The following is a 15,131-nucleotide window of genomic DNA, read 5'->3' on the forward strand; positions in this document are numbered from 1 at the left end:
GAGATAGGATGGACAAATTATACCAAAAATAACAGTTAATGTAAATGTAGTAAATTGTTAAAGCGGTTCTGTATCTAAATTGAATCCTTTTAGATTTCCTAACCCCCTCATATCCCCACGCCTGACACCCCAGCGAATCTCAAAACTTGTTGTTGAGATTTGTACCTTAATCTATGGGGGATGGGATTTGTATCCATCCAAATCTTCCCGAATCAAGTTTAAAATTGAAATCAGACTTGTCCGACTTCCACTGATTCAGGTTAAGTTATATGATCAGCTTAACCCTTAATATTAAAATTTTTATTATCCTTGTTTTAATATTTTCTTGTTTTTCAGCTATTTCTCAATCGAGAAAATTGATTAAGATCAATAGAATCATAAGTCTTTGACTGATGAATATTGGGAGGGAATGTCTGAATTTGCTAAATAAAAAACAGCCATCAGAAGGATTGTACATCGGGAATAAAAATGTTATAGAGCTATTGTCTCTCAGTTTAAATTGTCCTTTATAAAGTTCATTTTAGTAGTCTATTATTTATGAATAATGTCTTAAGTTCGGGTGAAAATCAAAAGATTCTAGTGGTGGATGATACCCTAGACAACTTAATTTTTTTATCTTCAATTTTAGAAAGTAAAGGATACTGTGTTTACATCGCCAATGATGGGCCAAGTGCTATTTCCATCGCGATGAATCATTCCCTTGATTTGATTTTACTTGACATTATGATGTCGGAAATGGATGGTTATGAAGTGTGTAATTATTTAAAATCTTATGTACTCACCTCTAATATCCCTATTATCTTCATGAGTGGATTATCTCATGTGAATGATAAAATTAAAGCTTTTAAAATGGGAGGGGTAGACTTTATTACTAAACCCTTTCAATATCAAGAAGTCATCGTCCGAGTTGAGCATCATTTAGAATTAAATCAAATTCAAAGTCAACTGATTCACCTAAATTTTCAACTAGAAGAACGGGTGAAACAAAGAACATTACAGCTTGAACAAGCCAATGATCAACTCTTAAAAATTGTGCTTCATGATCCTTTAACTGGGTTATGGAACCGAGGGGCGTTTATGGAACAATTAAAACAAGCCTTTCAACAAAGTCAAGAGTCCCCAGATCAGCAGTATGCTATTTTATGTTTAGACTGCGATCGCTTCAAAGTAATCAATGATTCTTTAGGTCATTTTGCCGGGGATGAGTTGTTGATTGCGATCGCTGAACGGTTACAAAGTTTTATTGATCCACCGGACTTAATTGCCCGTTTAGGAGGAGATGAATTTGTCATTTTATTAAATCCGCTCAACTCTCGTAACCCGCAACAAGTCGCCCGCCAAATTTTAGACTCATTTTCCCATCCTTTTACCCTAGGAATTAGAACTATTTTTATTAATTTGAGTATAGGGATCGCTGTTTCTAATACCAGTTATCAAAAACCCGAAGATTTATTGCGAGATGCGGATACAGCCCTTTATGAAGCGAAAGCATTAGGAAAAGGTCGATATCAACTTTTTGAGCCAGAAATGTATAAAGCAGTTCTGCAACGCTTACAATTAGAAACCGACCTTAGAAAAGCTCTTACTAATCAAGAATTTAGCGTTCACTATCAACCAATTATTTCCTTAGATTCAGGAATTATTATTGGGTTTGAAGCCTTAGTGCGTTGGTATCATCCAACCCAAGGTTTAATTTCTCCGGGTTTGTTTATTCCCATTGCGGAAGAAACGGGTTTAATTTCTCGCCTTGGGGAATGGGTATTACGAGAATCTTGCCATCAAGTTTCCACCTGGAAAAAAGAAAAATTAACGGATTATCCCTTAACCGTGAGTGTGAATTTATCGGCTTTACAATTTGCTCAACACAATTTAATTCAACAAATTGATCAGATTTTAGAGGAAAGCCAACTTGAACCTCAATATTTAAACCTAGAAATTACAGAAAGTGCGATTTTAGATCACCCTGAAAATGCTTCCGAGATATTAAAACAGTTAAAAGAACGACGAATAAATTTAAGTATCGACGATTTTGGGACAGGTTATTCATCTCTGAGTTATCTTCATTCTTTCCCTGTCAATATTCTCAAAATTGATCGTTCTTTTATTAGTCCTATTAACGATGATCCTCAAAATTTGGGCTTAGTTCCTGTCATTATTAGTTTAGTCAAAACCTTGGGAATGAATGTTATTGCAGAAGGTATAGAAACCGCACAACAATTGGCTCAATTACGAAAATTGAACTGTAATGCAGGTCAGGGATATTTTTTTTCTAAACCTGTTAATAGTAAAATAGCCACTAATTTGATTCAATCTTGCCCACACTGGTAAAAAAATTAGTATAATTAACCCAATGTGCTTTTTAACATTCCAGTAATGTTCCTAACCCATGAGGATCTGTTCTACTCAACTTTTTATTAGAATAGAAATGGCTGATTATTTCCAATTATGAACCATACTTTAAACAATCAACCCAAAGCCGATATTCTTGTTGTTGATGATACTCCTGCTAATTTGCGGTTTTTATCCCAAATGTTGGTAGACCAAGGATATAATGTTCGTAAAGCGATTAACGGTCAAATGGCTTTAACTGCCGTAAAAACTATCATTCCAGATTTGATTTTATTGGATATTAATTTACCGGAAATGAATGGTTATCAAGTCTGTGAACAACTCAAAAAAGATGAACGTACCCAAAATATTCCGATCATTTTCCTCAGTGCTTTAGATGATGTTTTAGATAAAGTCAAAGCATTTCAAGTTGGAGGTGTAGACTACATTACTAAACCCTTCCAATTTGAAGAAGTTTTAATTCGGATTCAAAATCAACTTACAATTCAAAAGTTACAAAGTCAACTGAAACAACAAAATTCTCAACTTCAATTAACCGTCAAAGAATTAAAATCCACTCAAGCTCAACTGATTCAAAAGGAAAAAATGGTGAGTTTAGGACAGCTTGTGGCTGGAATTGCTCACGAAATTAATAATCCCATTAGTTTTATTTCAGGAAATTTAGTTCCGACTCAACAATATATTCAAGATTTATTAAAATTAATTTATTTATATCAAAACGAATATCCTCAACCCAGTAAAGCTATTCAATCTTTTTTACAGGAATTTGATTTAGAGTTTATGATTAATGATCTCCAAAATATTTTGGGATCGATGCAAAGAGGAACAGAACGAATTAGAAGAATTATCCTCGCCTTAAGAATTTTTTCTCGGTTGGGAGAATCCGATATTAAACCGGTAGATTTACATCAAGGGCTAGACAGTACATTATTACTTCTCCAATATCGGCTGCGTGCTGAGGGACAACGGGCTGAAATTGAAATTATTAAATCCTATGATAATTTACCCCGTGTTACCTGTTACGCCAGCCAAATTAATCAAGTTTTTTTGAATTTATTAACAAATTCTATTGATGCTTTGGAATTAGGAATAGGAGCAAAAACGTCATCCAATCTGCCCCCTACGATTTGGATTATCACAGAATCCATTAATCCTAATGAAGTCAGAATTCGGATTAAAGATAATGGCATGGGAATATCAGAGGAAGTCAAATCTCAATTATTTAATCCCTTTTTTACAACAAAACCTGTAGGTCAAGGAATTGGCTTAGGCTTAACCACCTGCTATGAAATTATTGTCCAAAAACATCAAGGAAAACTCAGTTTTAACTCTAGCCAAGAAGAAGGATGTGAATTCATCATTGATCTGCCAACTCAAATGAAAGATATGGAGGTTAATAATTAGGATAAAAGCGATATAATATAAAAAATCCTAAGTTCTTCTCATCGTTATTCCTATGCTGGCTCAAAAATCACAACCAACCCGAAACTGGAAACCTCTAATTCAAGAATTTGTAGCCATTGTTGGTCAAAAAGGGGTGATTCAACGTCGTGAAGAATTACTGGTTTATGAATGTGATGGACTGACCAGCTATCGTCAACGTCCCGCTTTAGTGGTACTTCCTAAAACCACAGAAGAAATAGCAGAAGTTATTAAAATTTGCGATAAAAATTCAATTCCTTGGGTCGCCAGAGGTGCAGGAACAGGACTTTCAGGGGGTGCTTTACCTGTTGAAGATTGCGTGTTAATTGTCACTGCTTTAATGCGAAAAATCCTGCATATTGACTTGGAAAATCAACGAGTTGTAGTACAACCCGGCGTTATTAATAATTGGGTGACACAAGCTGTTAGTGGGGCTGGATTTTATTATGCGCCTGATCCTTCTAGCCAAATTATTTGTTCTATTGGGGGAAATGTTGCCGAAAATTCTGGTGGCGTTCATTGTTTGAAATATGGAGTAACAACCAATCATATTCTAGGTTTAAAAATTGTCACTCCTGATGGCTCTATTGTCGATATTGGGGGCGATATTCCCGAAATGCCGGGATATGATTTAACAGGATTATTTGTCGGTTCAGAAGGAACATTAGGGATCGCTACGGAAATCACCTTAAGAATTCTCAAAGCACCGGAATCAATTTGTGTTTTATTAGCGGATTTTACCAATTTAGAAGCGGCTGGTTCTGCGGTTTCTGATATTATTAGTTCGGGGATGATTCCAGGGGGAATGGAAATTATGGATAATCTCAGTATTAATGCCGTTGAAGATGTCGTAAAAATTGGTTTGTATCCCCGTGATGCCGGATCAATTTTACTCGTTGAATTAGATGGCTTACAAGTGGAAGTAGATACGAATAAACAACGAGTTGCGGAAATTTGTAAAAACAATGGGGCGAGAAATATTACTACAGCCAGTAACCCCGAAGATCGATTAAAAATTTGGAAAGGGCGCAAAGCCGCATTCGCAGCCGCAGGTCATGTCAGCCCTGATTATTATGTCCAAGATGGGGTGATTCCTCGGACAAAAATGGCTTATGTTTTAAAAGAAATTGAAGGGTTAAGTAAAAAATATGGTTATCCCATTGCTAACGTATTTCATGCAGGAGATGGCAACTTACATCCTTTAATTTTATATGATAACTCCGTTCCAGGCGCATTAGAAACCGTTGAAGAAATTGGCGGAGAAATTCTAAAAATCTGTGTTGAAGTAGGCGGAAGCTTATCCGGTGAACATGGTATTGGTGCGGACAAAAAATGCTATATGCCCCAAATGTTCAATGAAATTGATTTAGAAACCATGCAATGGGTGAGAGAGGTTTTTAACCCCAAAGGTTTAGCGAACCCAGGTAAAATGTTACCCACCCCTCGCACCTGTGGAGAATCTGCAAAACTGCAAAATATTAAACAATTTGAAGGTGCAGAAATCTTTTAATGAATCCTTTTTTATCAAGATTATAATAGTTTATTGTAGGGGTTTGGTTCTCAAACCCTCTTATCCCTTGGGTTCGCTTTCTAAATTCCTAGAGGTCTACTAACTTAACTCATTATTAACGATAATGGATAATACAACTAATCCCCAGTTTACAATAACCGCATTAACCGCGATTAATATTGCTAAAGCGACAACGATTATTTTATTAATCGGTTTTGCATTTATTTTAGGAATTCATGACTGGCGACAAGTCATTTATCTCTGTTTACATATTAGTTATTGTTTATGGTGGTTAATTGAACAATGGTTTTATCCCCAACGTTCAAAGGTGATATTTAATGAACCTGTAGGAGTGATAGGATTAATTTTATCGCTAATTATTATTGGCTTTTTATACACATTACCCGGATACTTAGCCTTTATTAATCCTAACCCAATTTCTTTTATAACCGTTGCTATTGCTATCCCTCTATTTTATTTTGGCAGTTTAATTAATGCCGTAGCAGACGTACAAAAATTAACAGCAAAACAATATGGTGAAGGATTAGTTACAGATAGCATTTGGCGTTTTTCTCGTAATATTAACTATTTTGGGGATTTATTACGATATCTCAGTTTTGCCATTGTTTCAGGTTCTCCTTGGGGGTATGTTGTTCCAGGGTTGGTTCTGATTATTTATTTACAACGTATTTTAAAAAAAGAACAAACAATGTCAGAGAAATATCCCAACTATCAAGACTATCAGAACAATACCCCTCGTTTAATTCCTTTCATCTGGTAACATGAGAATTGCTATAATAGACTTAAAATTATTATTGATATTTAAGATATGGCGATCGCAACCGTTAAAAAATTCACCATCCAAGACTATCACCGCCTAACTCAATTAGGCTTTTTCCAAGAAGATGATAGAGTAGAATTGATTCGTGGAGAACTGATTTATATGGCTGCAAAAGGAACCCCTCACTCCGTTTGCGAAACTCGCTTAGAACGGAAACTTTATAAACTTATTGGAGAACGGGCAACCTTAAGAGGACAACAACCGATTATTCTATCATCTCATAGTGAACCAGAACCGGATCGGGTGATTGTTAAAAATCGAACAGATGACTATTTAAGCGCTCATCCTCACCCGGAAGATATTTTACTGTTAATTGAAATTGCTGATTCCTCTTTAGATTATGATCAAACAACTAAGTTATCCGTTTATGCTGAAAATAATATTAGCGATTATTGGATATTTAACTTAGTTGATTTTTGTTTAGAATGTTATCATGAACCCTATCAAAACTTACAAGGAGAATTTGGTTATCGCAATAAATCAATTTATTTACCTAACGAGTCTGTAGCTTTACCGTGTTTCCCAAATTTAACCTTAGATTTAACTGAAGTCTTTCCTCCTAAAATTAATGAACTCAGTGAAATTAAAAATAAATAATTAAATAAAAAATATCTTAAAAAAATCACAATTTTAACTTAAATCAGATGATAGGCGAGGAAACTTCGCCCCTACGGGGATTGATATTAATTTTTTAGAGTTAAATTGAACACAATTCTGCAATAATAATAAATTAGTCTTTAATTTTAGGAAACCAAACGATGCGACTGTCTCAAATGCTATTTGTCACTCTGCGGGAAGATCCCAAAGAAGCAGAAATTCCCAGTCATAAACTATTAGTCCGTGCTGGATATATCCGACGCATCGGAAGTGGAATTTATGCTTATCTTCCCTTCATGTGGCGCGTTTTGCAAAAAGTCTCTCAAATTGTTCGAGAAGAAATGAACGCCACCGGAGCCCAAGAATGTCTGCTTCCCCAAGTCCAACCTTCAGAACTTTGGCGGGAGTCAGGACGCTGGGATACTTATACTAAAGCCGAGGGAATTATGTTTTCCCTCACTGACCGTCGCAAACGGGAATTAGCCTTAGGGCCAACCCATGAGGAAGTGATCACAACTATTGCTAAAGATATGATCCGTTCCCATCAACAACTACCCTTACATTTATATCAAATTCAAACCAAATTTAGAGATGAAATTCGCCCTCGGTTTGGGTTAATGCGAGGACGAGAATTTATTATGAAAGATGGCTATTCTTTCCATAGCGATGAGGAAAGTTTAAAGAAAACCTATCGAGATATGGATCAAGCCTATCGCAATATGTTGCGTCGTTGTGGGTTACAATATCGGGCTGTAGAAGCTGATTCTGGAGCCATTGGGGGGTCAGGTTCCCAAGAATTTATGGTGTTAGCAGAAGCGGGAGAAGATGAAGTTCTCTATACTGAAGATGGCAAATATGCGGCTAACACTGAAAAAGCTGTGTCCCTTCCGGTTGATGCTGAACCCTCTAATTTTACTGAATATCAAAAGTTAGAAACCCCGAATACAAACACCATTGAAACCTTAGCCAATTTCTTGAAATGTTCCCCGACCCAAATTGTTAAAAATGTTCTGTATCAAGTCGTTTATGATAATGGCACAACAATTTTAATTTTAGTCAGTATTCGGGGAGATCAGGAGGTTAATGATGTTAAATTGCAAAATGAATTAACAAAATTAGCGTCTGAATTTGGGGCAAAAACCATATTATCGTTAACGGTTCCTGATGAAGAAGCGCAACAAAAATGGGCAGCAAAAACGTTACCGTTAGGTTATATGTCTCCGAATTTAGAAGATAATTATATTAGCTCTCAAACGAAGGAAGGGGTTTACTCTAAATTTGTGCGAATGGTTGATCAAACCGCCGTTGAATTAAAGAATTTTGTCACCGGAGCGGATGAATCAGGATATCATGTTGTTGGGGCAAATTGGGGTCAAGAATTTACCTTATCTCAACGTATTGTTGATATTAGAAAAGCTCAAAAAGGCGATCGCGCCGTTCATGATCCGAACCAAATTTTACACAGTGCCAGAGGAATTGAAGTCGGTCATATTTTTCAACTGGGGATTAAATATTCTCAAGCAATGGGGGCAACTTTCACCAATGAACAGGGGGAAGAATTACCCTTAGTGATGGGATGTTATGGGGTGGGGGTATCTCGGTTAGCACAATCGGCCGTTGAACAATCCTATGATAAAGATGGCATCATTTGGCCTGTAGCGATCGCACCGTATCAAGCCATTATTGTGATTCCCAATATTACCGATGGTCAACAGGTGGAAATAGCGGAAAAATTGTATACCGAATTAAACCAAGCGGGAATTGAAACATTATTAGATGATCGAGATGAACGAGCCGGGGTAAAATTCAAAGATGCAGATCTGATTGGCATCCCCTATCGCATTGTCACTGGACGTTCGATTAAATCCGGTAAGGTGGAATGGGTAGAACGAGCCACTCACAACTCCCAAGAAATCGCCATTGAGGATGTTGTGACTACCCTTAAACAGAAGATTCAAGTTGCATTGGGGGATTAAGTTTGTTATGGGTGTGTGCGCGGAGCTTACGCACCCTACTTGTTGATTAATTCCTGTGATTAAATTTATTTTAAGTTCTGTTACCACAACATGATATGATTCATTGTGGCTTACAGAGCGTGTTATGCGCCTGTGCGTGAACTTGGGGAAAGTTAGAACTGCCCGCTTTTAGGAGCGGCTCAATCAGTTGTGACTAAACTCAAAATAGGTGAACTTGTCCAAGTAACTATGACAAACGCAGAGGAAACAGTCGAATCCGGGTCTAAGCTTTCTGTAGAACCCGACCCTTCTATGCTGGAGTATTATCAGTTGCAACGTCAGTTACTGCTGATGACACTCGCCGCGACGGGGGTAATTTTTGTTACGGTTTGCTGTTTTTATTCCCTGGAAGTTGCTTGCAACTATTTAATCGGGGCGAGCGTGGGCATAGTCTACTTGCGAATGCTCGGCCAGGATGTGGAAAAACTGGGTAGAGAGAAGAAAAAACTAGGCCAAAATCGGATTTTAATCCTAGCGGGTTTTATGATTTTAGCCACTCGATGGCATCAACTCCAGATTTTACCGATTTTCTTAGGATTTCTCACCTACAAAGTCGCCCTCCTGTCCTATGTCCTCATGACAACGTTCACCTTGAAGCCAAAGTAGGTCACGTGGTTTTCGGAATCCTCCAGTCCTCAATCTGTAGAGGAAGCCTCTTGAATGGAAATGCTGACTGTTTTAAACATCTTCAATCCTCTTCCCCTTGCTAGTTTGGAAGTTGGCCAGCACCTCTATTGGGAAGTCGGCGGTTTAAAATTGCATGGTCAGATTTTTCTGACTTCGTGGTTTGTAATCGGTTTGCTGATTCTTGTCTCAGTGTTAGCCAGCAGCAACGTGCAGCGAATTCCCAATGGGATGCAGAATTTTATGGAGTACGCCCTAGAATTCATTCGCAACCTTGCTAAAGACCAAATCGGGGAAAAAGAATATCGTCCTTGGGTTCCCTTCATTGGAACACTGTTCTTATTCATCTTTGCCTCTAACTGGTCAGGTGCCTTAATTCCTTGGAAGCTGATCGAACTGCCTTCAGGAGAATTAGCAGCCCCCACCAGCGATATCAATACCACAGTGGCTTTAGCCCTGTTAACGTCTTTAGCGTATTTCTACGCCGGAATCAGTAAAAAAGGCTTTGTCGGTTATTTTGCTGATTACGCTCAACCCCTGGCGTTTCTCGCTATATTTCGGGTGATTGAAGATTTTACCAAACCCCTCTCACTGAGTTTCCGTTTGTTTGGTAACATTTTGGCGGATGAACTGGTGGTTGCCGTGTTGGTATTCCTGGTGCCTCTGTTTATTCCTCTGCCCCTGATGGTTTTAGGTTTATTCTTGAGTGCCATTCAAGCGCTAATTTTTGCGACGCTGGCAGCGAACTATATTGGTGAAGCCCTAGAAGGACATGGTGCAGAACATCACGACTAAGAAAAGCAACAAACCCTTTAAGATTTCTTTTCTTAGACCTTGATTTTTTCAAAATGTTCTGTTGGGTTAAACTTGATCCCCTTTATTGGTAAAATAACGTTTTGGGGACTCCAATCCATTAAACGAATCTGGCATTTGTAACGGGACAAAGAAGAAATTTGTTTTCTTCAAATCTCCTAGTTTTATAAATGCTGATAGGGATTGATTTCACATTTTGTCTAATTGATTGTTTGTTAACTGTTTTGTATTTAGAAGGAAGAAAATCATCATGAATCCACTGATTGCTGCTGCTTCCGTTGTTGCTGCTGCTTTAGCTATTGGTTTAGGCGCGATCGGCCCTGGAATTGGTCAAGGGATTGCTGCTGGTCAAGCAGTGGAAGGGATTGCCCGTCAACCCGAAGCAGAAGGTAAAATTCGTGGGACTTTACTGTTAAGTTTGGCCTTCATGGAAGCACTGACGATTTACGGTCTGGTCGTTTCTCTGGTACTGCTGTTTGCTAACCCCTTCGCCTAAACAGTAATCCAAACATGGATTTTAGATTTGAGGTTTCAGGTGATCTGAAACTCTGGGTCTAAAATCCATCTTCAATTCAACTCTTCAAGGGACAATAATGCACTGGACAATTTTATTTGCGGTTGAAGAGGCTGCTAAAGAAGGAGGACTGTTTGATCTTGATGCCACCTTGCCCTTAATGGCAGTGCAGTTCGTAATTCTGGCAGTAATTTTAAACCAGGTTTTCTACAAACCATTAGGAAAGGCAATTGATGAACGGGCGGATTATATCCGCGAGCGCGAAGTCAACGCCAAAGAACGTCTGGCTAAAGCCGAAAAATTAGCCAAACAATACGAATTAGAGTTAGCAGAAACTCGCAAAAAAGCTCAAGCGACGATTGTAAATGCTCAAGCGGAAGCCCAGAAAATTGCTACTGGAAAAGTCGCAGAAGCATTACAAGAAGCGCAAAAATTGAGAGACAAAGCGGCTCAAGAAATTGAGCAGGAAAAACAACAAGCCCTGCAAGCTTTAGAGCAACAAGTTGAACCTCTCAGTCGCCAAATTTTAGAAAAATTATTAGGGGCTGAGTTCGTTAGATAATCTTGGATGCGTTAAAGCTGATCACAAGATTGTTTTCAGCTTGTGAAACTGCGGAAAATTCGGATTGAAGACAGCCCAGGCTAGATGATAACGCCCCCTATAGGGAGTTAAACCTTAAGCCGCGCATTTATGAGAAGAACATCATGGAGACTGTTTTATTACTAGCCACAGAAGCTAGCTCTGAAGCTGGATTCGGTCTCAATACCAATATTTTTGAGACGAACCTAATTAACCTAGCCATTCTGATTGGTGTGCTGGTTTACTTTGGGCGAGGCTTTTTAGGAAAAATCCTAAATGAAAGACGCTCCACCATTGAAGAAGCGATTCAAGAAGCTGAACAGCGTCAAAAACAAGCAGAAGCATCTCTAGCAGAACAACAGCAAAAATTAACCGCCGCCCAAACGGACGCGCAACGAATTTTAGCTGAAGCCGAAGAACGGGCAAAAACCGTTAGAGAATCAATTCTAGCTAAAGCTGCCGAAGAGGTAGAACGCATGAAAGCAAACGCAAGCGCTGAGTTAGATTCAGATCGCGAACGAGTGATTTCTCAACTGCGTTCTCTGATTGCCACTCAAGCCATTGAACGGGCAGAAGCTCAACTCAAACAACAGCTTGACGACACTGTTCAGGAACGGTTAATTGATCGGAGTCTAACGCTGCTGGGAGGTTGAATATGAGTGCGATCGCAGGAGAAATTGTTGAGCCTTACGCCTCGGCGTTAATGTCCTTGGCTCAATCGAGAAATTTAACCGAAGAATTCGGCAATGAGATCCGCTCATTACTCGAATTACTGGAAAATTCCGCAGAATTAAAAAACTTTTTAGACAATCCTGTGATTAAACCCCAGGATAAAAAAGCCGTTCTGCAACGCATTACAGGAGATCAAGTTAATCCCTTATTACGGAATTTCTTGATGCTGTTAGTGGATCGGGGACGGATTTTATTCTTACAGGGAATTGGTCAACAGTATCTAGTATTACTGCGGAAACTCAATCAAACGGTATTGGCAGAAATCACCTCCGCCCATCCGTTAACCGAAGCTCAACAAAATACCTTGACTGAAAAAGTCAAAGCCATGACCAATGCCCGCTCGGTGGAAATTTCCACCACCCTTGACCCGGATTTATTGGGCGGTGTGATTATCAAAGTTGGATCTCGCGTGGTGGATGCCAGTTTGCGCGGACAACTGCGTCGCATTGGCATGAAATTGGCCCAATAATCGTTATGACCCGTCATGATTAAAGATGGGATCTGTTTTAACTCATAACCCCTAACTACTGACAAGAACAATGGTAGCGATCAGACCTGACGAAATTAGCAGCATTATTCAGCAGCAAATTGAACAGTACGACCAAGACGTTAAAGAAACCAACGTCGGGACTGTTCTGCAAGTCGGTGACGGAATTGCCCGGATTTATGGCTTAGATAAAGTCATGTCCGGTGAACTGTTAGAGTTTGCCGAAGGCACCATCGGCATTGCTTTGAACTTAGAAGAAGATAACGTCGGTGCGGTGTTAATGGGTGAAGGCCGGGACATCCAAGAAGGATCTGCCGTGACCGCCACCGGAAGAATTTCTCAGATCCCCGTAGGGGATGCCATGTTAGGCCGGGTTGTCGATGCCTTAGCCCGTCCCATTGATGGTAAAGGAGATGTCAAAACCACCGATAGCCGTTTATTAGAATCTCCCGCCCCTGGGATTATCGCCCGTCGTTCCGTGTGCGAACCCATGCAAACGGGGATTACCGCTATTGACTCCATGATTCCCATCGGTCGGGGTCAACGGGAATTAATCATTGGCGACCGTCAAACCGGAAAAACCTCCATCGCCATTGACACCATCATTAACCAAAAAGGCGAAGACGTGATCTGCGTCTACGTTGCCATTGGTCAAAAAGCCTCCACCGTTGCCCAAGTTGTGGGAGTTTTGGAAGAAAAAGGTGCGATGGATTATACCATCGTCGTCGCAGCTAACGCCAGTGACTCCGCCACCCTGCAATACCTTGCTCCTTATACAGGGGCAACTTTGGCGGAATACTTTATGTATAAAGGCAAGCACACCTTGGTCATCTATGATGACTTATCGAAACAAGCTCAAGCCTACCGTCAAATGTCCCTGTTACTGCGTCGTCCCCCCGGACGGGAAGCTTATCCTGGGGATGTGTTCTACCTCCACTCTCGCTTATTAGAGCGGGCTGCCAAACTCAACGATGAACTCGGCGGCGGTAGTATGACGGCTTTACCCGTGATTGAAACTCAAGCGGGTGACGTTTCGGCTTACATTCCGACCAACGTGATTTCCATTACCGACGGTCAGATCTTCTTATCCTCTGACTTATTTAACTCCGGTTTACGTCCGGCGGTGAATGCCGGGATTTCCGTGTCCCGCGTGGGTTCTGCGGCTCAAACCAAAGCCATGAAGAAAGTCGCCGGGAAAGTTAAATTAGAATTAGCTCAGTATGCTGAGTTGGCAGCATTTTCTCAGTTTGCCTCTGATTTAGACCAAGCTACCCGCAACCAATTAGAACGGGGCAAACGGCTACAAGAGTTGTTAAAACAACCTCAGAATTCTCCTCTGCAATTGTTTGAACAAGTGGCCGTGATTTACGCCGGAATTAACGGTTATCTCGATGAGATCCCTGTTGAAAAAATCGTTTCCTTTGCCGCCGGACTGCGGGACTATCTGAAAAATAGCAAACCCAAATACGTCGAAATCGTTCAAGGCAAAAAACTCCTTGACGATGAAGCTGAAGGTCTGTTGAAAGAAGCGATCACAGAATTCAAACAAACTTTCTTAGTTTCAGCTTAATGGGTGTCGGGTGTCGGGTGTCGTCGGTTAACTGTTAACTGACCCCTAAAACGCCTGACTCCTGTACAGACGCGCCATAGCGCGTCTCTACTGACTTAATACTGCAAATCTGACAAAACTATGTCAAATTTAAAAGCGATCCGCGATCGCATTGATTCGGTTAAAAATACCAAGAAAATTACAGAAGCGATGCGTCTGGTGGCTTCTGCAAAAGTGCGTCGCGCCCAGGAACAAGTCTTAGCTTCTCGCCCCTTTGCTGATCGGTTAGCCGGAATTCTTTATGGGTTACAATCCCGTTTAAAATTTGAAGAAGCAGATTTGCCCCTCCTCAAACAACGGGAAGTTAAAAAAGTCGGATTACTGGTAATTTCGGGTAATCGTGGCTTATGTGGAACCTATAATAGTAGCGTGATCAAACGGGCAGAAACTCGTGCAAAAGAGTTGGAAGCTGAAGGCGTTGAATGCACCTATTTATTAGTCGGACGCAAAGCCATTCAATATTTCCAAAGACGGGATGTTGATATCCGCGCAACGGTGGAAAACCCTGAAAAAAATCCCACTATAGACCGAGTACGGGATTCGGCGGAAAATCTTTTGGCTTTATTTTTATCTGGGGAATTGGATCGGATTGAGTTAATTTATACGAAATTTGTTTCGTTAATTGCTTCTCGTCCAGTAATTCAAACTCTGTTACCGCTTGATCCTCAAGGATTAGAACCAACTGATGATGAAATCTTCCGTTTGACCACAAAAAATGGTCAATTTGAAGTGACACGGGAGAAAGTCAAAAATAATCTCGCGGATTTACCGAGAGATATGATTTTTGAACAAGATCCTGCCCAAATTTTGGATGCGTTATTACCTTTGTTTTTAACAAACCAATTGTTACGCGCTTGGCAAGAATCCATCGCCAGTGAGTTAGCTGCTCGGATGACCGCCATGAGTAACGCCAGTGAAAACGCTGGAGAGTTAATTAAATCCCTGACGTTATCCTACAACAAAGCTCGTCAAGCCTCCATTACCCAGGAATTACTGGAAGTGGTTGGTGGTGCAGAAGCTTTAAAGGGTTAAACCCTA

The 15,131-nt window shown here is 40.0% G+C and carries 14 protein-coding genes; all 14 read left to right on the forward strand.

The genetic code is table 11. The features are described 5' to 3' along the window. The first annotated feature begins 537 nt into the window (after positions 1-537). The 14 genes from NMK36_RS07255 (at position 538) to NMK36_RS07320 (ending at position 15,125) form a co-directional block, all read left to right on the forward strand. A complete protein-coding gene (locus tag NMK36_RS07255) occupies positions 538-2,328 on the forward strand; it encodes an EAL domain-containing response regulator (protein WP_072717048.1) in 1,791 nt (596 codons plus the stop codon). Between the two features lie 117 nt (positions 2,329-2,445). Then, complete coding sequence (locus tag NMK36_RS07260; protein WP_072717047.1) at positions 2,446-3,753, forward strand: sensor histidine kinase; 1,308 nt, start codon at positions 2,446-2,448, stop codon at positions 3,751-3,753. Between the two features lie 52 nt (positions 3,754-3,805). After that, positions 3,806-5,281: a glycolate oxidase subunit GlcD gene (gene glcD / locus NMK36_RS07265; protein WP_254173420.1), complete on the forward strand. Its 1,476-nt coding sequence runs from the start codon at positions 3,806-3,808 to the stop codon at positions 5,279-5,281. A 124-nt stretch (positions 5,282-5,405) separates the two neighbouring features. After that, on the forward strand, positions 5,406-6,062 hold the full coding sequence (locus NMK36_RS07270; RefSeq protein WP_254173421.1) for a methyltransferase family protein: 657 nt from the start codon (positions 5,406-5,408) through the stop codon (positions 6,060-6,062). 48 nt (positions 6,063-6,110) lie between these two features. Further along, on the forward strand, positions 6,111-6,719 hold the full coding sequence (locus tag NMK36_RS07275; RefSeq protein WP_254173422.1) for a Uma2 family endonuclease: 609 nt from the start codon (positions 6,111-6,113) through the stop codon (positions 6,717-6,719). Between the two features lie 161 nt (positions 6,720-6,880). Continuing rightward, entirely contained in the window at positions 6,881-8,695 is a 1,815-nt protein-coding gene (proS, locus tag NMK36_RS07280) for a proline--tRNA ligase (protein WP_072717044.1), read from the forward strand. 228 nt (positions 8,696-8,923) lie between these two features. Further along, positions 8,924-9,340, forward strand: coding sequence for an ATP synthase subunit I (locus tag NMK36_RS07285; protein ID WP_072717285.1), 417 nt, complete (start codon positions 8,924-8,926; stop codon positions 9,338-9,340). Between the two features lie 54 nt (positions 9,341-9,394). Beyond that, positions 9,395-10,153: a F0F1 ATP synthase subunit A gene (gene atpB / locus NMK36_RS07290; protein WP_072717043.1), complete on the forward strand. Its 759-nt coding sequence runs from the start codon at positions 9,395-9,397 to the stop codon at positions 10,151-10,153. 268 nt (positions 10,154-10,421) lie between these two features. Beyond that, positions 10,422-10,667 carry an ATP synthase F0 subunit C gene (atpE, locus tag NMK36_RS07295; RefSeq protein ID WP_026786419.1) on the forward strand — a complete coding sequence of 82 codons (246 nt, stop codon included), beginning with the start codon at positions 10,422-10,424 and terminating at the stop codon, positions 10,665-10,667. Between the two features lie 94 nt (positions 10,668-10,761). Next, positions 10,762-11,247 carry a F0F1 ATP synthase subunit B' gene (locus tag NMK36_RS07300; RefSeq protein ID WP_072717042.1) on the forward strand — a complete coding sequence of 162 codons (486 nt, stop codon included), beginning with the start codon at positions 10,762-10,764 and terminating at the stop codon, positions 11,245-11,247. 143 nt (positions 11,248-11,390) lie between these two features. Next, the gene (locus NMK36_RS07305; protein ID WP_072717041.1) at positions 11,391-11,918 is read left to right on the forward strand and encodes a F0F1 ATP synthase subunit B; all 528 of its coding nucleotides are present in this window, start codon (positions 11,391-11,393) and stop codon (positions 11,916-11,918) included. Positions 11,919-11,920: 2 nt separating this feature from the next. After that, a complete protein-coding gene (gene atpH, locus NMK36_RS07310; protein WP_072717040.1) occupies positions 11,921-12,466 on the forward strand; it encodes an ATP synthase F1 subunit delta in 546 nt (181 codons plus the stop codon). A 70-nt stretch (positions 12,467-12,536) separates the two neighbouring features. Beyond that, the gene (atpA, locus tag NMK36_RS07315; RefSeq protein ID WP_072717039.1) at positions 12,537-14,054 is read left to right on the forward strand and encodes a F0F1 ATP synthase subunit alpha; all 1,518 of its coding nucleotides are present in this window, start codon (positions 12,537-12,539) and stop codon (positions 14,052-14,054) included. 120 nt (positions 14,055-14,174) lie between these two features. Then, positions 14,175-15,125, forward strand: a complete 951-nt coding sequence (locus tag NMK36_RS07320; protein ID WP_072717038.1) for a F0F1 ATP synthase subunit gamma — start codon at positions 14,175-14,177, stop codon at positions 15,123-15,125. Positions 15,126-15,131 lie beyond the last annotated feature (6 nt).

Source organism: Planktothrix pseudagardhii (assembly GCF_904830925.1).
GTDB classification, from domain to species: domain Bacteria; phylum Cyanobacteriota; class Cyanobacteriia; order Cyanobacteriales; family Microcoleaceae; genus Planktothrix; species Planktothrix tepida.

Bases quoted from the DNA above. Each gene is read 5' to 3' on its own strand.
- atpB (WP_072717043.1), top strand. From the start codon at position 9,395: ATGGAAATGCTGACTGTTTTAAACATCTTCAATCCTCTTCCCCTTGCT.
- NMK36_RS07305 (WP_072717041.1), top strand. From the start codon at position 11,391: ATGGAGACTGTTTTATTACTAGCCACAGAAGCTAGCTCTGAAGCTGGA.
- NMK36_RS07285 (WP_072717285.1), top strand. From the start codon at position 8,924: ATGACAAACGCAGAGGAAACAGTCGAATCCGGGTCTAAGCTTTCTGTA.
- NMK36_RS07255 (WP_072717048.1), top strand. From the start codon at position 538: ATGAATAATGTCTTAAGTTCGGGTGAAAATCAAAAGATTCTAGTGGTG.
- NMK36_RS07320 (WP_072717038.1), top strand. From the start codon at position 14,175: ATGTCAAATTTAAAAGCGATCCGCGATCGCATTGATTCGGTTAAAAAT.
- atpH (WP_072717040.1), top strand. From the start codon at position 11,921: ATGAGTGCGATCGCAGGAGAAATTGTTGAGCCTTACGCCTCGGCGTTA.
- proS (WP_072717044.1), top strand. From the start codon at position 6,881: ATGCGACTGTCTCAAATGCTATTTGTCACTCTGCGGGAAGATCCCAAA.
- NMK36_RS07275 (WP_254173422.1), top strand. From the start codon at position 6,111: ATGGCGATCGCAACCGTTAAAAAATTCACCATCCAAGACTATCACCGC.
- NMK36_RS07270 (WP_254173421.1), top strand. From the start codon at position 5,406: ATGGATAATACAACTAATCCCCAGTTTACAATAACCGCATTAACCGCG.
- atpA (WP_072717039.1), top strand. From the start codon at position 12,537: ATGGTAGCGATCAGACCTGACGAAATTAGCAGCATTATTCAGCAGCAA.
- NMK36_RS07260 (WP_072717047.1), top strand. From the start codon at position 2,446: ATGAACCATACTTTAAACAATCAACCCAAAGCCGATATTCTTGTTGTT.
- atpE (WP_026786419.1), top strand. From the start codon at position 10,422: ATGAATCCACTGATTGCTGCTGCTTCCGTTGTTGCTGCTGCTTTAGCT.
- glcD (WP_254173420.1), top strand. From the start codon at position 3,806: ATGCTGGCTCAAAAATCACAACCAACCCGAAACTGGAAACCTCTAATT.